Below are 19,525 nucleotides of genomic sequence, written 5' to 3'. Positions count from 1 at the left end.
GTCGTCGACGAGGACCGACAGCGCCTGCTTCATGAGTGAGACGCCCGCGGCGCCGGGGCCGCCCGGGTTGGTGAGCAGCGACCCGATCGGTTCGCCCGAGGTCGCGCGGTGCCGCACGACGGCGAGGGCGAGCTCGCCCGCCCCCGGGTCGGCGTAGTCGCGGGGAACGGTGACGGTGGTGCAGTCGAGCCCGGTGCCGCACTCCTCCCAGTCGAGGGTCTGCCCGTAGTAGGGCAGCAGCTCGGCGGGGACGCCGTCGGTCTGGGGGGCGAGCGAGGCCCCACCGCCGGGAGCCATGGGCGGTATCTGGGCGTAGAGGCATCCGGACAGGGCGACGGCGAGCGCCGCCGCACCGGCCACCGCGGTGAGGAGCCGTCGACGCAGGCTCACGGCGCCGATCCGTTCGCCACGGTGATGAGCAGGCTCTCGAGCGCGAGCACCGGGGCGGCGTTCTGTTCGAGGTTGCGGCGGGTGTCGGTGATCCGGTCGAGCACCCCGAGGGTGCGGGCCGGAGTCCATTCGGCGGCGAGCGAGCGCAGGTCGTCGATCCTTTCGGCGTTGACGAGGTCGCCCTCGCGTTCGTACTGCAGCATGACGACGTCGCGGAACAGTGACTGCAAGTCGGTGAGGACGCGGTCGATGCCGTCGCGGAGGCTGCGGGTGGCGCGGCGCTTCTGGTCGTCCTCGAGCGCGTTCAGCTGACCGCGCACGCTGGGGGGCACGGCCGCGCCTTCGGCGATGCCGAGAGTGCGCAGCAGCGAGCGGCGCTCTTCTTCGTCGCGGGTGGCGGTGAGTGCTTTGGCGTCGTCGGTGGCGAGGCGCACGATGTGACCGGCGACGTCGACCGCGTCGCTGATGCCGCGCACCGCCAGGACGGCGGAGAGCGTCTCGGCGCGGCGGGCGCGGGCGTCGTCGTCGGTGGCGAGGCGCTGGGCCATGCCGATGTGCCGCTGCGCATGGCGCGCGGACTCTTCGGCGATGTCGGCGGCGACGCCGGTGCGGTCGACGATGAGCGAGGCCACGTCGGTGACCGAGGGCTCGCGGAGACGCAGGACCCGCACGCGCGAGCGGATCGTGGGCAGCAGATCGGCGTCGCTGGGGGCGCACAGCACCCACACCGTCTGCTCGGGCGGCTCTTCGAGGGCCTTGAGCAGCACGTTGGACGTGCGCTCGGCCATGCGGTCGGCGTCTTCGACGACGATCACGCGGTGGCGGCCGAGCGACGGCGCGAAGGAGGCGCGCTCGACGAGCCGGCGCGCTTCGTCGATGCGGATCACGACCTGCTCGGTGCGCAGGGCGGTGAGATCGGGGTGGGTGCGGGCCAGCACCTGGCGTTGCGCAGCCTCGTCGCCGGGATCGGCGATGAGAGCTGCCGCGAAGGCGTACGCGAGCGTCGAGCGACCCGATCCGGGAGGACCCGTGATGAGCCACGCGTGCGCGAGGGCGGCCGGGTCGGACGCCGCGGCACGGAGGGTCTCGACGGCGGCGGCCTGCCCCCACACGGCGTCCCACGGGAAGGGCGCGGCGTCGGTGCGAGAGGGCGAGTCCACGGCGGCCGGCATGGGTTCCACCCTAATCGGGGCCACCGACACCGCCGCTGTCGATCGGCTGGGCGTCGAGGGGCGAGGTGTCAGGAGAGACGGGATGCCACGGCCGCGCGCACCCGTTCGGCGAGGACGGGCGCGGGCTCGGTGGCATCCAGGACGAGGAAACGCTCGGGTTCGGCCGCGGCGAGGGCGAGGAAGGCGGCACGGACGCGCTCGTGGAACTCGACCTTCTCGGCTTCGAGACGGTCGAACGGCTTGTCGGCGGCGTCCAGGCGAGTGCGCGCGGCGGCGGGATCGAGGTCGAGCAGCACGGTGAGGTCGGGAAGCAGTCCGCCCGTGGCCCACAGCGACAGTTCGCGGATGTCGTCGGCGTCGAGGACGCGTCCGGCCCCCTGGTACGCCACCGACGAGTCGAGGTAGCGGTCCTGGATGACGACGTCGCCGCGGGCGATCGCGGGCTGCACGACGGTTTCAATGTGGTGAGCGCGGTCGGCCGCGTACAGGAGGGCTTCCGCGCGCGGGGCGATGTGTCCGCGGTGGTGGAGCACGATGTCGCGGATGCGGACTCCGACGTCGGTTCCGCCGGGTTCGCGCGTGCGGACGACGTCGCGGCCATGGCCGCGGAGCCACTGCTCGAGGAGCACGGCCTGGGTCGTCTTCCCCGCGCCGTCGCCGCCTTCGAACGTCAGGAACAGGCCCGGTCCCCCGGCCGCCGCCGCCCGCGGGGCGTGCGGCGGGCGGGAGGGTTCGGTCGTCACGACTTCTTCGCCGGGGCCTTGCGCGTCGTCGTCGTCTTCTTCGCCGCGGTGCGCTTGGGTGCGGGACCCTTCGCACGCTTGTCGGCGATGAGCTCGACGGCCCGCTCGAACGTGATCGCCATCGCATCCTCGCCGCGCGGGACGGTGGCGTTGGTCTCGCCGTCGGTGACGTACGGACCGAAGCGGCCGTCCTTGAGCTTGAGGGGCTTGCCGCTGACGGGGTCGGCGTCGAACTCCTTCAGCGCGCTGGACGCGCGGCGAGCGCCGTACTTCGGCTCGGCGTACTTGGCGAGGGCCTCTTCGAGCGTGATGTCGAAGATCTGCTGCTCGGCGTCGAGCGACCGCGAGTCGGTGCCCTTCTTCAGGTACGGACCGAAGCGGCCGTTCTGCGCGGTGATCTCGGCACCGGACTCGGGGTCGGTCCCGACGACGCGCGGCAGCGAGAGCAGCTGCAGGGCGGTGTCGAGGTCGATCGTGTCGACCGACATCGAGTGGAAGAGCGACGCGGTGCGCGGCTTGGGCGCGGCCTCTTTCTTGGCGCCACGCTTCTTGGGCGCCTCGACGACCTCGCCGGTGGCCTGGTCGACGTCTTCGGGCTCTTCGGCGTCGACCTCTTGCACGTACGGACCGAAGCGGCCGTCCTTGACGACGACGAGCTTGCCGTTCTCGGGGTTCTCCCCCAGCACGCGGTCACCCGCGACGGGCGCCTCGATCAGCTCTTGCGCCTTCTCAGGGGTGAGCTCGTCGGGGGCGAGGTCTTCGGGGATGTTGACGATGCGCGGCTTGGCGTCCTCGGCGGCGCCGGGCTCGGCGACCTCGAGGTACGGGCCGTACTTTCCGAAGCGCAGCGTGGCGGTGTCGGTGATGCGGGTCGAGTTGAGCTCGCGCGCGTCGATCTCGCCGAGGTTCTCGACGATGTGGCGGAGACCCACCTGCTTGTCGGAACCGAAGTAGAACGCCTTGAGCCACTCGGTGCGGCGCTGCTCGCCGCGGGCGATGGCGTCGAGGTCGTCTTCGAGAGCCGCGGTGAAGTCGTAGTCGACGAGGTCGGCGAAGTGCTGTTCGAGCAGACGCACGACGCTGAAGGCGAGCCAGCTGGGCACGAGGGCCTGACCGCGCTTCGTGACGTAGCCGCGGTCGAGGATCACGCCGATGATGCTGGCGAAGGTCGACGGGCGGCCGATGCCCTTCTCTTCGAGCGCCTTGACCAGGCTCGCCTCGGTGTAGCGGGGCTTCGGCGAGGTGCTGTGGCCCTTGGGCTCGACGTCGCTGATGGCGAGTTCGTCGCCGACGGCGACGGCCGGGAGCGACTGGTCGGCGTCGTCGTCGTTACGCTTCTCGTCGTTGCCCTCTTCGTACGCCTCGAGGAAGCCCTTGAAGGTGTACACGGTGCCCGACGCGGTGAACTCGGCCTGCTTCTCGCCCGCCTGGACGGCGAGGGTGACGGTCGTCGTCTCGTACTTGGCATCCGACATCTGGCTGGCGACGGTGCGCTTCCAGATGAGGTCGTACAACTTCTGCTCGTCGCGGTCGAGCGACGAGGCGAGCGACGCGGGCGTGCGGAAGTGCTCACCCGAGGGGCGGATGGCCTCGTGCGCCTCTTGCGCATTCTTCGACTTGCTCTTGTAGACGCGGGGGTTGGCGGGCACGGCCTTGTCGCCGTAGAGCGCGACCGCCTGCTCGCGCGCCGCCGTGACCGCCTGGGTCGACAGCGCGGTGGAGTCCGTACGCATATACGTGATGAACCCCTTCTCGTAGAGACGCTGTGCGACGCCCATGGCGTGCTTGGCGCTCATCGAGAGCTTGCGTCCCGCCTCCTGCTGCATCGTGGAGGTGGTGAAGGGGGCGCGGGGGCTGCGGGTGCCGGGCTTGGACTCGACCTTGGCGACGGTGGCCTTGGCTGCGGCGACGATGTCGGCGGCGAGCGCGCGGGCCTGCGCCTCGTCGAGCACGACGACGGCCTTCTTGAGCTTTCCGTTGTCGTCGTAGTCGCCACCGCGGGCGAGCGGGGCGCCGTCGAGGCGGTTGAGGCGCGTGGTGAACGAGGAGCCGGACTTGGATGCCAGGGCCTCGACGTCCCAGTACGAGGCCGAGACGAACGCCATGCGCTCGCGCTCGCGCTCGACGACCATACGGGTGGCGGCGGACTGCACGCGGCCGGCGCTGAGCGCGGTGCCCTCGCGGCCGGAGCCGACCTTGCGCCAGAGCACGGGCGAGACGTCCCACCCGTAGAGGCGGTCGAGGACGCGGCGGGTCTCCTGGGCATCGACGAGGGACTCGTCGAGGTCGCGTGTGTGGTTGACGGCATCCTGGATGGCGTCCTTGGTGATCTCGTGGAACACCATGCGGCGCACAGGCACCTTGGGCTTGAGGACTTCGCGCAGGTGCCACGCGATGGCTTCGCCTTCGCGGTCACCATCAGTGGCGAGCAGGACTTCGTCGGCGGACTTCAGGGCTCGCTTGAGCTCGGCGACCGTCTTGGTCTTGCGGTCGTTGACGACGTAGTACGGGTCGAAGTCGTTCTCGACGTCGATGGAGTACTTGCCGTATGCCGCCTTCTTGTCGGCGGGGATCTCCTTCTTGGAGGCGAGGTCGCGGATGTGCCCGACCGAGCTGAGCACTTCGTAACCGTCGCCGAGGTATCCCTGGATCGACTTCATCTTCGTCGGGGACTCGACGATGACGAGCTTCTTGCCGTTAGCCACTGGGGTCCTTTCTTCGTTGCACACCATACACACGCCTTCCTGGTCGGGATCCGGGAGGTCGTACGCGGTCGAGACATCGGGTGGTCCGGCCCGCGAGCGTGCAGCGAACGGAATTCCACCGTACGCGGTGCCGACGCTCACCGTGGCGACCAGGCCGCGCACATCGCATTCCTTCAGTTCCACATCGCCCGCGGTCGCCACCGCCGCGGCCACTTCGCACGGCACCCCGGGCACGGCACCGCTGACGGTGTCGGCGGCGGCAAGGGCGGCGGCATCCGCGATCCCGGCCACGCGCTGGGACTGGGCTGCGGCCCCGGCGACGGCGACCAACCCCACGGCGACGATCGCCACGGCCGAGACCACCCCGACCGCCGACACGGTTCCCGGCATCACCCGCCCCCATCGAGGGAGCACGAGCGTGCGGTGAGCGGAGCGAGCGGGAGAGGGACCGGAGCCGCGGCCGAGGCCACGACACACACGAGGCGGTCTCTTCGTTCGACGGCGACCGCTACGCCGAGACCCTCGACCACCGCGCGGGCGCGGTCGTCATCGCCGCGTCCGAACAGGCGCGCCGACTCGGCGGCGGCGTGCTGCAAGCGCACCGCCGTCGCCCCCGCGGCGAGCGCCCCGCAACCGAGGGCCAGCACGAGGACGATCGCCGGGAGGGCCACGGCGAACTCCGCCGTGACCGCTCCCCGGTCGTCGAGAAGGGCCCGTTTCACTGCACCGTGAGGGCGCGGCGGACGAGGTCGGTCAGGATGCCGCGCACCTCGTCGCTGCGCATGATGACCACCAGGAGCCCGGCGAAGGCGACGGCCGCCACAGTGACACCTATTTGACATAATCGGCTTATGAGCAGGACTGTTCCGGCGCCCCGCATCGCCGTCTACGCGCGCCAGAGCGTCGAGGAAGAACAGGGGATCGCTCAGCAGGTCCAGGAAATAGAGGCAGACCTGGAGCGGCGCGGCTGGCTCGGGTGCGTGGTCGACCGATACAGAGACAATGACACGAGCGGGTCCAGCTCGCGGGCCGTCGGCACTCACTGGGCACGCATGCTCGGCGATCTACGTTCGGGCAAGATCAACACGATTGCCGTCGTCGCCCCTGACCGTCTCACGCGCAACCTCGCTGATCTGGTCACGCTGCGCGACTCCGCCCGCGTCCTGACTACACGCGGCGGGATCGACACCGAAGACAGCTACGGCTCATTCATGCTCGCTCAGTTGGTGCTCATCGCGGAGCAGGAGATACGCACGAAGAATGCCCGTATAGCGCCGTTCAAGCATGCGCGCCACTCGCGGGGAGTACCTACCCCCGGCCGAACGCCCTACGGCTATCGGTGGATTCCGGAGAGCGAGCGACGGGCGATCGGCGACGACGACGCCCGCTATGCCGTCGTGCCCGAAGAAGTGGGAGCGGTGCGTTACATGTTCCGCGAGGCGGTCGGAATGCTAGACGCCCCAAAAGGCATTCAGGTTGGCGCAATCGCCCGGGCGTTGTCTACAGGAACGGCCACAGATGCCCACGGGGCGCTACTGCCAAAGTCCACGCACACAACGCGGGACGGCGCCGCGTGGCTGCCGACGACGGTTCGAAAGATGCTGCTCAGTCCGTACTACGCCGGACTGCTGCCCCAAATCTCAGCCGTCAAAGACCGGCCCCTGACTGCGCAGGGGCGCCCCGCCTCGTGGCGGGTCACGGACGTTGACATCGACGCGTGCATCCCCGGCAACTGGGAACCACTCATCCAACCCTCACGAGACTCCACGCCCGCAGACGTACTGCGTGCCGTGCGACGTGCGCTGCTGGACACCAAGCGCGCGAGGAACGGCGGCTCCACAGCGGGCAAGTGGCTGCTCAGCGGTATAGCCGTGTGCGGCAAGATCCTGGGCACTGTGGGCGGCGACGATCCGGATATGCAACATGTCGAGGTCTGCGGCGCCCCCGTCACTTCGGGAGTTACACGCGAGCGGAACCGAGGGTATCGCTGCCCGCGCGGGCACTTCCATATCCGGGGCGACGTGCTCGACGCCTGGGCCGTGCGCACGGTTCTGGAGCGCCTAGAGCGGCCCGACGCTGCTGCGTTATTGCGCCCGGCTCCGGAGATAGACACGGCGGCGCTGCGGGTGCGTGAGAGCGCCCTGGACGGGAGGCGCGGTGACGTTCTCACTCTCGTCGGCGCCGGACGGTACACGCTCCGCGAGGCGGACGCAGTGCTCCGTCCGATTGAGCAGGAGTTGGCCAGCGTTCGCGCGACCCTGGATGCCGCCTATCGCGCCGATCCTCTCGCGGAGATCGTGGAGGCAGCCGACGTACGCGCCTATTGGGAGTCGCTCAGTCTGGCCCGTCGCCGAGCGGTGCTTAGCTCACTCATGTCGCCGGTCATCTCTCCCACGGGAAAGGGCTGGAAGGTAGTGGAGAGTGGCGCGACGGGTCGACAGAGGAACGCTGACGAGGTTGTGCGCCCCGCTTGGCGACGCACCTCGTTCGATGTCGAGGGGCTGCCCGTCGGCGAGCTGACGACCAGCGCTCGCGGCGTACTCGTTCAGCCCCTATAGAAGGAACCGTCCCATGCCCCTGTCGGATGTAACTATGGTTGAAGGCAGTGCCGCACGCCGCGGCACGGCGCCACGTTCCGCGGGGGTGGCTCCCCGTAGAATCCGACCCATCATCCGGGGTTGATGAGAGGTGCGCAGTGCCTGACGTTGTGACTCGCCGCGACGGCGCAGGGTTTCGGTACGAAGCTGACCTTGTCTCGGTGCTGCGTGGCGCTCTTCCGCGCCTTGCGTTCCGCCACGAGAAGCTCAGCACCGTGGAGGTCTTCAGCGAGGTCCCCGCGGTCCATGGGGTTCCTGACCTCGCAGGGGTGCGCTTTGACTTCAACCGCATCGCCGATCGGGATGCTGCAGGCGTTCGCCCTTTATCGACGGACACAGAGGTGCGGGCAGTGCTTGCGATCGGAGCCGGAGCAACCGCCGCCGACATCGCCGCCCGCGCCAAACTATCGCCCGACTACGTTCGCAGGGCGGTGCTGCCATTGCTGAGCGATCTCGGTTGGATCACCAGGACTGTGGCTGGAGGCGTTCAGCTACGCCCTGAGGCTCGATGGGTCGGGCGCCGTGTCGTTACAGTCGAGGCGAAGCTTCGCGATTGGCGTAAAGCTCTGGCTCAGGCGCGGCGCCAGCAACTGTCGGCGGACGCGGCCTACATCGCGCTCGACAGCGGCACGCTCTCAGGAATCCGCGACCACCTCGCCCAAATCGCTCGTGGCGGCATTGGGGTAATGGCCGTCGATGCCGAGCTACAGAGAGCGCGCGTGCTCGTACGACCAGCGCGCGTCTTCGACACACGCCGCCATGCGGGTCGAGCACTACTAGCAGAGCGCAGCCTGGAAATGATGCTTCGCGGCACGCGTGAGGGGCAAATCTATCCGGTGTTCGGACGATCCGCCCCGTAAGTTACTTGAGAAGGTTCATCCATAGCGGAAGATGCAGTGGGCGGTTGATACCACTGAGCCTGTCCGGAGCAGACAGCCCGTCGACAAACTTCTGCCCCTTGCGCGCCCGCTGGTACGCGACCACGTTAGGCCGCTTGTCGTTGAGTCGTGCGGTCAGGTTGCCGACAGCGGCCACATAGTGCAGCCCCGCTAGCTCCGGGGTGTGTCCGTCCGCGTCGATCTCCTCCAAGAACCGTGTCGGGTATTCCTTGTAATCGGGCAAGTGCCGGATGCGCTCAAACTCGTTGTAATCCATCGTGTGCAGAACTGTGGAGTCAAAGACCCGCGGGATCGGCGCGGGCGGTGGACCTTCACGCTTGATCGCAATGATCTTCTGGCGCGCGAAGGCCTGTTCGGGCCACGACTGGCCAGTCGAGAACCCCGCAGCTCCCAGAGCGGTCGCGATCCACCCCGTCAATGCTGTGTTTGGGAGATACAAGCGCTTGTCTTCCAGGGTGCAGTCGCGAGCGAGCATTTTGTACCCGGCAAGGATTGTTTCGTCGAGGACCTGACCGTACCGGGTGGGCACCTCGGGCCAGTAGAAGCGGAGGTACCAGTCGCGCTCGTTGCTCTCGACGATCTCGTTCATGAGAATGTTTCGCAGGGTGCGGTCGGAGAGCCAACGCGAGTCGAGGGTGAGGTTCACCCACAGAGGTGTGTCACCGACGATCTCGCGGCTTTGGTGTACCCACTTCATCGCATTTCGTAGCGCGACGGTGGCGTTAGCTTCCGAAACCCAGCCGTTGGGTGATAAAAGCACTGTCGCGCCGTGATTTCGCTGAACGTCGAGGATCGTTCTCGCCCAAGCAACCTCGACCTTGTCCGGTTGCGGAGACTGAAGGTGGGTCCAGGCTCCCGCTGTGACTTTGAGGGCGGTTGCCTCTGGCCACCCGCTACCGGGAATGCGCCACAGCTCAGGGTCGACGAGACGGAGTGGAACGTGGTCGACGTTGTTCATAAAGGACTTCGCCGTGTTCGCTGTCATCGCGGGCAGCCGCATCACCGTTCCTACGCCGAGATCGGCACCGTGTCGATCGCCTAGGTAAGTCAGAACCTCCGGCAGACGACCGGCGTTGCGATGGCTACGGTGGACTAGCATCACGGGCACGGCGCCGCTTAGCGCACGCTGTAGCGACGCACCCGCCCATCTGCTCGATTCTGTCGTCTTCGCCATGTCAGCTTGCCCCCTGCAGGTCTTTGAGCGCTCGGCCAGCGCTACCGCGTGCGCCCGCTGGTTCCGGCGTCAGCAGGCGCACCACAAGCTCCGTAAGGTCCGCGGGCACATTCGCGGGCAGCGAGCGCGGAGGCACTGAGACCAAGTCGACTAGCTCCTCTGCCTCCAGAGCGCCAATAGTGACTCCGTGAAAGAAGGGGTGCGTCCCGGTCAGGAGCTGGTACAGAATGACGCCACATGCCCAGTTGTCGCACGCCTTACGGGCTTTCTCGCCCTGAAGCTGTTCAGGCGCCATCCAAGGCAGGCTCCCCACCATTGCCGGATATCGCGTCATGGTGTCGCCCGTGAGCGACCTCACCAGACCGAAGTCGATCAGAACGGGCTGTTTCCACTTGCCATCGCGCAGCATGATATTGGCTGGTTTCAGATCACGATGAATCTTGTCTTTCGAGTGCAGCTCGGCGACGGCGCCGAAGAGTCCGCGGGCGAATTTCCGGACCTGCTTGTGACTCGGTAAACCTCTAGCCCGCAGTGAGTCTTCAACGTTGCCGCCGTCGATGTACTCACACACGATTACGTGGCGCTCTACACCCTGAAGGTTGATCGTCCGCACATCGAAGAGGCGCACGATGTTGTCATGATCAAACTCGTTGAGGTTGGCTGTTTCCCGCGCGAGCAAGCGCGGATTGAAGTACTCGGGCTTCAATACCTTCACAGCGACCGGCCCCGGTATGCCGCTGATGTCGACCGCACACCACGTGTCCCCGAACGTGCCGCTGCCTAAGAACGTCGCCGAAGACGCTCTGAGCGCAGCCGTCAAATCGTTTTCTAGCCCCATAGCTATAGATCCCCCTGCATGGATACTGCCGCACGGGGTCATTGAGCTGCGTCGCGATGTTCGCTCGGCGTGTCGCGAACCGCGAGATGAGGGACACGGGCATCACGGCTCCAGCCGCGTGTTCATGGTCCAGACGGCGCGGACAGGAAGCGCACAGATGGGTGCCAACACCGCGACCACATACATGCGGAGACCGTCGATCCCGGGGGCGCGTTGGCTGCAGACGCTCTTCACCAGCCTGCCCGGTTGACTCGATCACCACATCTGTTGGCCCGTTCGACCCGCAGGGGGCCAGGCATGATCCGGCCAACTGCATGGCGATCGCCGGGGCTTGGAATGGGTACGCTCGCAATCTGTAGGCGAGACAACCTCGCTGCCGAATCCAGATCGAGGCAATGGTGCGCTACCAATTCAGCGTCGGAAAGTCCGCCGTCTCCCGCTCGACGGCGAGAATGATCGCCGTGCGGCTGCGCCGGAACACATGGGACGACTATCACTACGGCACCACCTTCGACGTCGACATCGAACGGGACGGCGACTGGGAGACGGTCGGTGTCACCAAGATCGGCCGACGCGGTTTCGTTCTCGACGCAAAGCCGCGTGGTACGACGTTTGTAGACGTGCCGACGCGATTTGAACGACTCGATGATTCGTATTTTTCCGTCGGTCAGGATGCACAGTTCTACGAAAATCTAGTCACGTTGCTCGGCAGCTCCGTTGCCCGGGGGCTACTCCGCTCGCTGCGGGACATGTCAGAGTCGCCCCAATTGGTACTAGAAGTTGCGGACGAACCCGTTCTTGGTGCATCAGTGATGCGCTCGATTTCGACTCGCAACATAGAGCAGTACCGCCGGATCATTCTCGGCGACCTGGAGAAGCGTAGCTTCGCCATGACCTACACTCTTTCGCCCGACGCTCTGATCAGTCCCGCAATGACGTTTGAGGTTGCACGAGGTAAAAAGCTACCGAGTAACGTACACGTGCTGATCGGTTCCAACGGAACCGGAAAAACGACAACTCTGTTGAATATTAAGCGCGCATTTGAAGACGCCGGGACGCGTGGAAACGAATACGTCAGTCTGGACGATCGTGAACAGATTGCAGGCCTCGTATCTGTGAGCTTTAGCGCGTTCGACACACCGGCGCCGACACGGGAGTCACGAGACCAGCTACGGTTTCGGATCACCGACGTGCGACTTCCCGCGGGGCACCGCTTTGAGCACGAGTCCCTATCCACGAGTCTCGTTGACACGCAAGCGACATTACGTAATAGGTCGATCGGGAACCACGTTCAATCTGAGATTCTGGGATGCCTTGCTGAGCGCCCAGAAAGGCTGCTCACATCGTTCCGGCTCCTCGGAGAAGCTGACCCCTTGCTCGGCAGCTATCGCATCGACGATGAGTTGTCATTGCGAGCGTTGGATTTCGAGGCGCTGAGTTCGGGGCATAAAATTGCGCTGCTCACGATCGCGAGCCTTGTCCGATATTGCGATGAGAGAACACTCGTATTGCTTGATGAGCCTGAGTCGCACCTCCATCCTCCGCTCCTGGCTGCGGTGACTCGTGTCATTTCAGACCTCATGACATCCATCAATGGACTGACCATCGTTGCAACACACTCGCCCGTTGTACTGCAGGAGGTTCCCCGTCGCTGTGCGTGGATTATCTGGAACCTGGGCGGCGGTGCGCGGGTTGCGCGACCGAGCATTGAGACCTTCGGCGCGAATCTCGGTGTGCTTACGAGGGAGGTGTTTGACCTAGAGCTGAGCAAGTCGGGATACCACGCGTTGCTGCGAGAGGTCGCCGCCAACGCGTCGACATACTCGGATGCTCTCGCCATGGTGGACGGCGAGATCGGGGACGAAGCAAAGATGCTCTTGCGGTCTATGGTCCGGCGCGAAGGAGATCGCTGATGGTGACTCCGCTGCGTCCAATCGGGTTGACGGGAAAGCAGGTGCGGGAACTGTGCATGGCCCGGATGCAGGCCGGTGCACGACGCACGCGCATCACCGCGGATCAGGCGAACCTGGATGCAGAGGAGGCAGCCCTCCGGGCCGCGTTTGCCCGCAATAGTCACCGCACGTTGAGGCCATCCGTTCCAGTCACGAAACAGGTGCGAGCGGACATGCATTGGTTCTACGAGAATCGATTGCGAGACAGCAAAGCTGGCCGCGAGTTGTGGGGAGAGATAATTAGCGTCGGCGGGCGTCTCTGTCCGTTCTGTCATCTCGCGAAGCCGACGACACTGGAGCACTCATTTCCGCAGTCGACTTACCCGCGGCTCGCTGTCGAACCCTTGAATCTTGTGCCCGCCTGCCGAGATTGCAACGGCGAACGGTTGGTCGGGCACGGGTCTATCACCATCAGTCCGTACTTCGATGCTTGGGCGGTGACCGTTCCCTGGCTTGCTGCGAAAGTACTCGATCCCGCGCATCCGGAAGACTTGGAGTTCACGGTGGTCAGGGATGCAATCCTGACCCTCTCGCAATGGAATGCGTTGCAACAGTTCGTAAGAGACGTCGACTTGCTGGATCGTTACGTTGGCCTCGCAATCGAGGCATTCGCGGAGTTCACAAGTGGCTTGAAGATTGCCTACCCCGTCGTAACCGAATCGGACGCAAGGTGGGAATTGGATGTCAAAGTCTCTTCGCACCTGACGTCGTTTGGTATCAATCGGTGGCAGACTGTGGCATTTTCAGCTTGGCGGGATGCAGCGGACCAGATCGCTTGGTGACCTTGCCGTCGCCGGGACACCTCGTCGTTGAGTAGATCTCGCACCCCCGAACCAAAAACCTGAATGAAGTCGGTAAGGTCTGACACCTACCAGCTTGGCTGCGATGAGCTTTATGCTCTCCGCATTCTCAGCGATAGCCGATGCCGGAACTGAGCGCAGCAGCGATTAGGGACAAAACGATTCCAACAAACGTACCCAAAACAGCGACAACAATCGCGACGATACCCGGCCACTTGGCACGGCCTCGGAGGCAAGCTGCGATAACACCGAGGACGAGAGAGACCGCCATGAGCGCGAACCCCATAACTGGATAGGCGAATCCAACGAGAAACAGAGCGCGAGAGCACGCCAAGCCGAAGCCCAGTACTGCCAGCGCTAGGGCGAGGAGTCCCAGGTAGTTGCGTCGAGACGCGTGCGGTCGGGGGCCAGAGTGCGCGGGCACTGACGCGCTTGGCGTCGCATCAATCGATCGGGTGTGGGCGGTCCAAGACAGCCCGTCCCAATACCGCACCACCCCTGGCGCGGAGCGATCCGCATACCAACCGGCTGGAGTCTGGTTCGTGTTTCTGGTCATGGTTTCCTCATCTCCGGTGGCACTTATCGATCCTCTTGATGTTCCGCGGCAGCCGGGCGCGCCTACGAGCCGCCGCGCTTTCTGGATCCAAGGGCAAATCGTGGGGCACCCCATCGCCGCTGTGACGCTGCAACGATATGCTGTAATTACATAACATAGCTTGAGCTTGTGCCGGGTTGCGTAGTCAGGTGCCCGATGGACCCATCCCCGATCCGAACTTCGACGCTCTCCGACTGCACCTCGCGCGGCTCCGCGCAGAACGCGGGTGGTCGTTTGATGAGCTTGCTGCTCGGGCCGGAATCGGTCGGGCGACGTTGGTGTCGCTTGAATCTGGCAGGTCGCGGGCAACAACGGACGGTCCCGCATCCCAGGGCACCTTGGCGACCTGGTGGAAGATCGCCACAGCGCTCGGGGTGAGTCTCGGAGAACTCACGCGTCCGTTGTACGAGGGCACGGGTCTCGACTGTTAGCAGGGAACGATCGGCGCATTCGTGAGGACCACGGGAACGCGCTCAGCGCAGAACGTCAGGTAGTCGTGTCGGGGGTTGACCCTAGGGTCACGGCGTGCCCTCTAGGCGCCTCTCCGCCCGACTGGCGCTAGATGTGGCAATGAGCGCGACGGTGACGAGGAGCCTCTTCACGCGCGACCCGTCGCCGGTCATCGAGGAGCTGCGCACCCTCGCCGGAGACGACGTGCAGCTGCTGGCCCAGGTCGCCGGGCTGTGCGTCGGGTACTACCGGGACGAGTTGTGCGCGCCGCTCTGCGACCTCATGGAGGCCGAGATCGAGGGCGCGTCGGCGTGGGTTCAGCTAGGGCTGGAACGGCGCTCAGCGGCCCCCCACGGCGCGCCCCGTCGTGCTGTAGATCGCCCTGGCGAGGCGGGGCGCGCCTGATCGACGACCCATCACTTGGCGTCGGCTCGACGGATCTTCCAATCGACACCAAGGCGCCGCCGTGCCGCGTTCAGCTTGGACCGGCTGGGGTTCTCGCGCTGTGCGTCATCGGCGGCGATCTGAGCAAGTAGCAACATGAGCGCCTGCACCTGAATCCAGGTCTCGCCCTGGCCCCAGCCGCCGCGGAGTCGGAGCTTTATGCCGTACGGGTTCCCCTCATCCTCGGGGGCGGACTGGACGTAGACATCGGCGACGCTCGACGTCGCGTGAGAGTACAGGCTCAGGCTCCGCCACATGGCATAGATCTGCGCACCGCCTGAGACGGCACTGCACCTCTCCTGGAAGCTGCGCGTCTTGGTGACGGTCTGTTCGTTTCGAGCCTCCTCCGCGTCCAGGGCGTCACGCACGGCGGAGAGATCCGCGAGGCTCAGGTTTGTGACCTCAGTGAACATCACCCGCCGATTCTTCGTGTCGACGGCGCTAAGCGCTGCGCCGCCGTCGTCAGAGATGAGGAGCCATGCCGCGTTCATGGCCAGCTCCAGCGTCTGTCGTATGAGCGGCATCGCCTCCAGATCATGCCCTGCCTCGTGGAGCGTCAGGACGGCGCGCGAGAGCTTCGCGGCGTGGTGGGCGAAGGCCCAGATCTGCACCGCGTTCGAGGGCTGCATCCCATACCGGGGAGAGAACTTTTGGGAGCTGTGCTGCTCCCACAGTATGACGAGGCGCTGTACCTCTGCGGCGCCCCCGTCGGCGAAAGGCTGTCTCATGCTCCGAACCTATCGAGGCGCACTCCGTTAGGGTCGGCGCATGTCGGAGACCTTCTGGATCGCATTGCTGACGGGCGCGTTCACCCTCGCGTCTGGCGTGGTCGGCGTTGTTCTGACGCACCGGTACTCCCGTTCTCAGGCGGACGCCGCGCGGCGTGAAGATCGACGCCGAGACGCCCGTGCTCTGATCGCTCAATTCGTTGAGGCGGGTACCCAGTGGGCCATGATGAGTCGGGTCCTCATCCCGGCTTACTACAAGGCCGCCGGGGAGAAGTCGTTCTGGTTTGAGTTCCCGAATACGGACACCGGAAAGGCACTGCGCGAGCATTCCCTCGCGATCGGGAGGGCGGCCGGTGAGCTACGCCTGATCGTCGGTGATGAGGAGCTACTGTCTCGGATCACGGCTGCGCAAGATGCGATCTCTGCGAACCAGGCGATGTCGGAGATGTACGACGAGGCCGATCGCACTGGCGGGAACCTGCCCGAGAACAGCGCCATGAAAGGCGCGTTCGCGTACGTGCGGAAGGTAGAGACCGCATTCCAGAGCGTTGAGGCTCGCGCGAGCGAGCTGCTGAGAGGCGAACTGTAGGCGCTCCGCCGCGGCCTCGGGGGCGCTGCGGGCCTACTTGGCCGCGGGCGCCTTGGTGATCCGATAGACCGTCGCGATGGACACGCCGAGGGTTGAAGCGATCTCGGGGATGCTCTCGCCTGCGTCCCGGAGCGTCTGCGCCTTGCGTGCCTTCGCGGAGTCGGTGACCTTCGGGCGTCCCCCCGTACGTCCCTGCGCCTTCGCGGCGGCGAGGCCTGCCACGGTGCGCTCGGCAATCAGGTTGCGCTCCAGCTCGGCGAGGATCGAGGCCATTTGGAGCATGGCCCTCCCCATGGGGGTGGCACTGTTCAGGCCGTCCGAGACCGACTCGATGTTAATCCCGCGGTCGGTGAGGTCCGCGAGGAGCTGCGCGATGTGAAGCGAGCTGCGGCCCAGGCGGTCGAGGCGGTAGACGACGATAGTCACCTCGTGCCCGGCCTCGCGCTCCGCGTAGGCGTCCGCGAGCATCGCGTCGAGTCCAGGGCGCGAGGTCTTCGTGCCGCTGACGCCGTGGTCGGAGTACCGGTTCCGGCGCAGGACCTTGGCGTCGTCCAGGGCGTTGAGCTGGAGGGCTTCGTCTTGGGCCGAGGTCGAGACGCGGGTGTAGCCGAGGCGGATGCTCTGCGAGGTGGTCATGCGCCTAGTCTCTCACAAAGTCATACGTTTTCGCGACTCTATCTACTATGAGTTCTGATGCGTATTTCGCTGCTACTCCAGGCCCGGAATCACGCGGACCCGTTCTGGTGCTCGGGCCTCTCGCGTCGGCTTCGTTTTTGCGACGCGATCGGCGATCACGTTTCGGGGCTGCCCTCGCTCTCGCCCGCCTCGGCCGAACGCTTCCGCTGCGGCTCGTAGATCGCGATGGTCGTGGGCGCGGCAAAGACGACGGCGGCACCAACGCCTAGGGCAATTGCCCAGCCGAGGCTGACTCCCGCCGAGTACGCGCCGATGCCGGAACCGGCGCCGCTGGCGAGAGCGATCACGATGGTCTAGAACCACGCTCACGGCCGCGAATACATGACCGGAGCATATATCCGCCCGGGAACCGATCAGTCAGTCGTCATCCAGCCCGTACCGGCCGACGGGTCGGCAGAGGAGACTGCCGAGGACGCCCCAGACGCCATGGGCCGTTCCGCCGGGGTTGGCGATCGCGAGGGTGCGGCACTGGGTGACGACCGGGCACCGGGCACAGATTGCTTTCAAGGGCGTCGGATCGGCCCGGTCGTCCGTGAACCGGCTGTCGCCTGCGCACAGGGGCGCCGTCGTGCGGAGGACAGCCTGGAGCGCGGCGAACGCCTCCGCCCCGGACGGCCCGCCCGAGGTCTTCGCGCGTGGAATCGGCTCAGCCGTCGGTGAGGGTCTCTGCGAGCTTGGCCAGGCGGTCTACCTCAGCGTCGCCCGGGCTGGTGCCGTCGTCGAGGGTGGCGGTAAGTGCGAGAAGACGGTCGACCTCCCGGCCGTCGGCCGACGACAGTCCGAGGAGCTGCCCGACGCGCTTGGCGGCGGGGAGGTGGGCGTGCTTCGCTTCCAGCGCCCGACCGGGGATCGTGTCGAGCAGACGATCGACCTCGTCTGCGGTGGTACGTGCTGCGGGCTTGCCGGGCGCCGTGGCCGGGGCCTTAATTCCTCGGCCGTCGAAGTGCTCGCGCCGGATGGTGTCGAGCTGGTCGGCGGTCCAGCCGATCACCTCGACGATGCCCGTCACGGTGTCGGCAAGCACCTTTACCTCGCGCCCCGAGGCGTCGGCGACGAACATTGTGTGTACTCCATCGATGACAGCGTGGGAGGCCTCCAGCCCCTTCCGGAGCCTGACGACGTGCGCGCCCAGGGCCTGCGAGTTCGCGTCGAGAGTGGGATGCGCGAGGACAGAGATAGGCGAGACCGCACGGAGGCTGTCGGGCGTGCCTGTTGGCTGCTTGCCGGTGACGGCGGGCGGGAGCTTGATCATGGTCGGTCCGTTCATTTCAGGAAACAGGTTCAGGCGCGGGTGAAGGCCTCGCTGCGAATGCGGTCGGCGAGGTCGGCGGGCACCAGGAGTTCGCGGATGCGGCCCCGGCGGCTCAGAAGCACGTGGAGGGCGTCGTCCGGCCCGAGCACGAACAGACAGCCCCGGCCAGGCGAAACCCGGCTCTTGGCCGGGAGCGCCCAGCTCGCGCCGTCGATGAAGATGCCGAAGACGCCGCGCATGCCACCGATGCGGGGGTCTGCGATCGAGAAGTCCGATGGATCGAGACCGCCGACGAGGCCGCCGCCGAGGTCCATAGTCTCTCCATCGAAAGTCATGCGCCGAGCGGCGGCACGGGCGCCGGGGATGCTGTCAATGGTGGCCATGGTCTGCTCCAGGTGGTCGTGGTGAGAGGGTTGCCTCGCTCGTGGTCGAGACCCCTCAGGACCACGAGCGAGCCAGTGACCCGGGGTCCTGACGCCCGGGTCGCCGTCGAAATCGCCATGCCCAGCAATCGCGACGGGGTTGTGTTGAGTTGTGGCCTGCCCCGTGGTGTGCGATGTCCGGACCCACCGCGGGGCAGGGGATCAAGGGGGCGGCGTTCCGCCGAGAAGGCGCACGAGATCACGAAGCGACAGGAGCGCGTAGGCATCGGCCGCGGGTCGGCCCGATCGCCATTGGACCGCGACAGCCGTCGTGCGGCCGGTCACGTCGGCGCCGGTGCGAGCGCGATCGAGGTCGTCAGCGGGCTTGAATGCCTGCCGTGAGGTCACGCCGATCCACACGTCATTCACGCCGCGGACATCGCCGTCGGCGCCGTGCTCCAGCTCGGCCGCGAGGACATCGGAAAGACGGGACCCTCGGGGCATGTGTGGCCGTGCGGTCGCGTCGAGTCCGGAGTCGGTTAAGTAGCCCGCGACGATCGTCGACACCGCGCCGTGCAAGGCGCGGTTCACATTCCCCGTCGCGGCGGTCACCGTCGCACCGCCTCATCCCCGCTGTCGCCGGTGTAGCGCGTCGTCGAAGCGTTCGGGTTGGGCGGCGTGCCGAACCGTTTGGTGACCGCGGCCATTGCCAATCCACGCTCGTAGGGGTCGCTGATCGCCTGGGCCTTCATGACGGCCAGTTCGCGCTGCTCCGACCACTCTCGCCCCCTGCCCACGAAGGACTCCATGCCCTCGGGGGCGGCTCCGGGGCGGAGGTAGACGCGCCCCCACTTCTGTACCTGAGCCTGTTCGTCGTAGACGCGCGTCGTCCACGTGAGGTTCCCGAACTTGTCTCGGGACGCTTCGACCATCTCGGTGTCGAGCGTGTACGTGCTCGATCTCTTCGTGATGATCGCCGGGCGGCCACCCCAAAGCTGCGTCGTGCACGGGAGCGTGAGACCGTCGTGGATCGCGTGGAACGTCTCGCCGACCTCCAGGACACGCGGCCCGTCGTCGGGGGTGTTCGTGGTGTCCACGGTAGTGGCGGCCTCGCGCTCGGCGGCCTCGGCGCGCAGGGC

The 19,525-nt window shown here is 66.3% G+C and carries 22 protein-coding genes and 2 pseudogenes; 7 read left to right on the top strand and 17 right to left on the bottom strand.

Annotated elements, in window-relative coordinates:
• The 6 genes and pseudogenes from LQV45_RS05390 to LQV45_RS05365 form a co-directional block, all read right to left on the bottom strand.
• Nucleotides 1-390: pseudogene (locus tag LQV45_RS05390) on the bottom strand (alpha/beta hydrolase); the annotation flags it as partial.
• On the bottom strand, nt 387-1,562 hold the full coding sequence (locus LQV45_RS05385; protein ID WP_138177946.1) for a DNA polymerase III subunit delta': 1,176 nt from the start codon (nt 1,560-1,562) through the stop codon (nt 387-389). The gene LQV45_RS05385 and the pseudogene LQV45_RS05390, both read right to left, overlap by 4 nt.
• Before the next feature lie 68 nt (nt 1,563-1,630).
• On the bottom strand, nt 1,631-2,305 hold the full coding sequence (gene tmk / locus LQV45_RS05380) for a dTMP kinase (RefSeq protein ID WP_230006097.1): 675 nt from the start codon (nt 2,303-2,305) through the stop codon (nt 1,631-1,633).
• Nucleotides 2,302-5,010: a type I DNA topoisomerase gene (topA, locus tag LQV45_RS05375; protein WP_230006098.1), complete on the bottom strand. Its 2,709-nt coding sequence runs from the start codon at nt 5,008-5,010 to the stop codon at nt 2,302-2,304. The genes tmk and topA overlap by 4 nt, the downstream gene beginning before the upstream one ends.
• Before the next feature lie 389 nt (nt 5,011-5,399).
• Nucleotides 5,400-5,732, bottom strand: a complete 333-nt coding sequence (locus tag LQV45_RS05370; protein WP_230006096.1) for a TadE family type IV pilus minor pilin — start codon at nt 5,730-5,732, stop codon at nt 5,400-5,402.
• A pseudogene (locus LQV45_RS05365) lies at nt 5,729-5,836 on the bottom strand (DUF4244 domain-containing protein); the annotation flags it as partial. The gene LQV45_RS05370 and the pseudogene LQV45_RS05365, both read right to left, overlap by 4 nt.
• A gap of 25 nt (nt 5,837-5,861) precedes the next feature.
• Here LQV45_RS05365 and LQV45_RS05360 point away from each other — a divergent pair.
• A complete protein-coding gene (locus tag LQV45_RS05360; protein ID WP_230006095.1) occupies nt 5,862-7,568 on the top strand; it encodes a recombinase family protein in 1,707 nt (568 codons plus the stop codon).
• 137 nt (nt 7,569-7,705) lie between these two features.
• Nucleotides 7,706-8,467, top strand: a complete 762-nt coding sequence (locus LQV45_RS05355) for a hypothetical protein (protein WP_230006094.1) — start codon at nt 7,706-7,708, stop codon at nt 8,465-8,467.
• A gap of 1 nt (nt 8,468) precedes the next feature.
• Here the strand turns inward: LQV45_RS05355 and LQV45_RS05350 are convergent, their stop codons facing one another.
• Together LQV45_RS05350 and LQV45_RS05345 are read right to left on the bottom strand one after the other, a co-directional pair.
• Complete coding sequence (locus LQV45_RS05350; protein ID WP_230006093.1) at nt 8,469-9,506, bottom strand: hypothetical protein; 1,038 nt, start codon at nt 9,504-9,506, stop codon at nt 8,469-8,471.
• Between the two features lie 175 nt (nt 9,507-9,681).
• On the bottom strand, nt 9,682-10,518 hold the full coding sequence (locus LQV45_RS05345; protein WP_230006092.1) for a serine/threonine-protein kinase: 837 nt from the start codon (nt 10,516-10,518) through the stop codon (nt 9,682-9,684).
• A gap of 395 nt (nt 10,519-10,913) precedes the next feature.
• Between LQV45_RS05345 and LQV45_RS05340 the strand changes: the two genes are divergently transcribed.
• Together LQV45_RS05340 and LQV45_RS05335 are read left to right on the top strand one after the other, a co-directional pair.
• A complete protein-coding gene (locus LQV45_RS05340; protein WP_230006091.1) occupies nt 10,914-12,431 on the top strand; it encodes an AAA family ATPase in 1,518 nt (505 codons plus the stop codon).
• A complete protein-coding gene (locus LQV45_RS05335) occupies nt 12,431-13,252 on the top strand; it encodes an HNH endonuclease (RefSeq protein WP_230006090.1) in 822 nt (273 codons plus the stop codon). Before LQV45_RS05340 ends, LQV45_RS05335 begins: the two co-directional genes overlap by 1 nt.
• Before the next feature lie 127 nt (nt 13,253-13,379).
• Here the strand turns inward: LQV45_RS05335 and LQV45_RS35880 are convergent, their stop codons facing one another.
• Nucleotides 13,380-13,826, bottom strand: a complete 447-nt coding sequence (locus tag LQV45_RS35880) for a DUF2510 domain-containing protein (RefSeq protein WP_374208146.1) — start codon at nt 13,824-13,826, stop codon at nt 13,380-13,382.
• A gap of 188 nt (nt 13,827-14,014) precedes the next feature.
• Here LQV45_RS35880 and LQV45_RS05330 point away from each other — a divergent pair, with 188 nt between their 5' ends.
• Both LQV45_RS05330 and LQV45_RS05325 read left to right on the top strand, forming a co-directional pair.
• Nucleotides 14,015-14,296: a helix-turn-helix domain-containing protein gene (locus LQV45_RS05330; RefSeq protein WP_230006089.1), complete on the top strand. Its 282-nt coding sequence runs from the start codon at nt 14,015-14,017 to the stop codon at nt 14,294-14,296.
• 139 nt (nt 14,297-14,435) lie between these two features.
• Nucleotides 14,436-14,720, top strand: a complete 285-nt coding sequence (locus LQV45_RS05325) for a hypothetical protein (RefSeq protein ID WP_230006088.1) — start codon at nt 14,436-14,438, stop codon at nt 14,718-14,720.
• A gap of 11 nt (nt 14,721-14,731) precedes the next feature.
• On the opposite strand, the gene LQV45_RS05320 is transcribed toward LQV45_RS05325, so the two are convergent.
• The gene (locus LQV45_RS05320; protein WP_230006087.1) at nt 14,732-15,487 is read right to left on the bottom strand and encodes a hypothetical protein; all 756 of its coding nucleotides are present in this window, start codon (nt 15,485-15,487) and stop codon (nt 14,732-14,734) included.
• A 40-nt stretch (nt 15,488-15,527) separates the two neighbouring features.
• On the opposite strand from LQV45_RS05320, the gene LQV45_RS05315 reads away from it, so the two are divergent.
• Nucleotides 15,528-16,076: a hypothetical protein gene (locus LQV45_RS05315; protein WP_230006086.1), complete on the top strand. Its 549-nt coding sequence runs from the start codon at nt 15,528-15,530 to the stop codon at nt 16,074-16,076.
• A 33-nt stretch (nt 16,077-16,109) separates the two neighbouring features.
• On the opposite strand, the gene LQV45_RS05310 is transcribed toward LQV45_RS05315, so the two are convergent.
• From LQV45_RS05310 to LQV45_RS05285, 7 genes are all read right to left on the bottom strand, one after another.
• Entirely contained in the window at nt 16,110-16,712 is a 603-nt protein-coding gene (locus LQV45_RS05310; RefSeq protein WP_230006085.1) for a recombinase family protein, read from the bottom strand.
• 155 nt (nt 16,713-16,867) lie between these two features.
• Entirely contained in the window at nt 16,868-17,059 is a 192-nt protein-coding gene (locus tag LQV45_RS05305) for a hypothetical protein (protein ID WP_230006084.1), read from the bottom strand.
• Between the two features lie 70 nt (nt 17,060-17,129).
• Nucleotides 17,130-17,330 (bottom strand): WhiB family transcriptional regulator, encoded by a 201-nt coding sequence (locus LQV45_RS35875; protein ID WP_374208147.1) that lies wholly within the window; start codon nt 17,328-17,330, stop codon nt 17,130-17,132.
• Nucleotides 17,331-17,418: 88 nt separating this feature from the next.
• Nucleotides 17,419-18,024, bottom strand: coding sequence for a hypothetical protein (locus LQV45_RS05300; protein WP_230006083.1), 606 nt, complete (start codon nt 18,022-18,024; stop codon nt 17,419-17,421).
• A 29-nt stretch (nt 18,025-18,053) separates the two neighbouring features.
• On the bottom strand, nt 18,054-18,407 hold the full coding sequence (locus LQV45_RS05295; RefSeq protein ID WP_230006082.1) for a hypothetical protein: 354 nt from the start codon (nt 18,405-18,407) through the stop codon (nt 18,054-18,056).
• A gap of 201 nt (nt 18,408-18,608) precedes the next feature.
• Nucleotides 18,609-18,998, bottom strand: coding sequence for a hypothetical protein (locus LQV45_RS05290; RefSeq protein ID WP_230006081.1), 390 nt, complete (start codon nt 18,996-18,998; stop codon nt 18,609-18,611).
• Nucleotides 18,995-19,525, bottom strand: a 531-nt coding sequence (locus LQV45_RS05285) for a hypothetical protein (RefSeq protein ID WP_230006080.1), incomplete at its 5' end; no start/stop codon positions are given. The genes LQV45_RS05290 and LQV45_RS05285, both read right to left, overlap by 4 nt.

Source organism: Microbacterium sp. Bi128 (assembly GCF_918698205.1).
The sequence above is the reverse complement of the archived record's forward strand: the minus strand, read 5'-3'. Positions and strand labels throughout refer to the sequence as shown.

Bases quoted from the DNA above. Each gene is read 5' to 3' on its own strand.
- LQV45_RS05385 (WP_138177946.1), bottom strand. From the start codon at position 1,562: ATGCCGGCCGCCGTGGACTCGCCCTCTCGCACCGACGCCGCGCCCTTC.
- LQV45_RS05360 (WP_230006095.1), top strand. From the start codon at position 5,862: ATGAGCAGGACTGTTCCGGCGCCCCGCATCGCCGTCTACGCGCGCCAG.
- LQV45_RS05350 (WP_230006093.1), bottom strand. From the start codon at position 9,506: ATGCGGCTGCCCGCGATGACAGCGAACACGGCGAAGTCCTTTATGAAC.
- LQV45_RS05345 (WP_230006092.1), bottom strand. From the start codon at position 10,518: ATGGGGCTAGAAAACGATTTGACGGCTGCGCTCAGAGCGTCTTCGGCG.
- LQV45_RS05340 (WP_230006091.1), top strand. From the start codon at position 10,914: ATGGTGCGCTACCAATTCAGCGTCGGAAAGTCCGCCGTCTCCCGCTCG.
- LQV45_RS05335 (WP_230006090.1), top strand. From the start codon at position 12,431: ATGGTGACTCCGCTGCGTCCAATCGGGTTGACGGGAAAGCAGGTGCGG.
- LQV45_RS35880 (WP_374208146.1), bottom strand. From the start codon at position 13,826: ATGACCAGAAACACGAACCAGACTCCAGCCGGTTGGTATGCGGATCGC.
- LQV45_RS05325 (WP_230006088.1), top strand. From the start codon at position 14,436: ATGAGCGCGACGGTGACGAGGAGCCTCTTCACGCGCGACCCGTCGCCG.
- LQV45_RS05320 (WP_230006087.1), bottom strand. From the start codon at position 15,487: ATGAGACAGCCTTTCGCCGACGGGGGCGCCGCAGAGGTACAGCGCCTC.
- LQV45_RS05315 (WP_230006086.1), top strand. From the start codon at position 15,528: ATGTCGGAGACCTTCTGGATCGCATTGCTGACGGGCGCGTTCACCCTC.
- LQV45_RS05310 (WP_230006085.1), bottom strand. From the start codon at position 16,712: ATGACCACCTCGCAGAGCATCCGCCTCGGCTACACCCGCGTCTCGACC.
- LQV45_RS05300 (WP_230006083.1), bottom strand. From the start codon at position 18,024: ATGATCAAGCTCCCGCCCGCCGTCACCGGCAAGCAGCCAACAGGCACG.
- LQV45_RS05295 (WP_230006082.1), bottom strand. From the start codon at position 18,407: ATGGCCACCATTGACAGCATCCCCGGCGCCCGTGCCGCCGCTCGGCGC.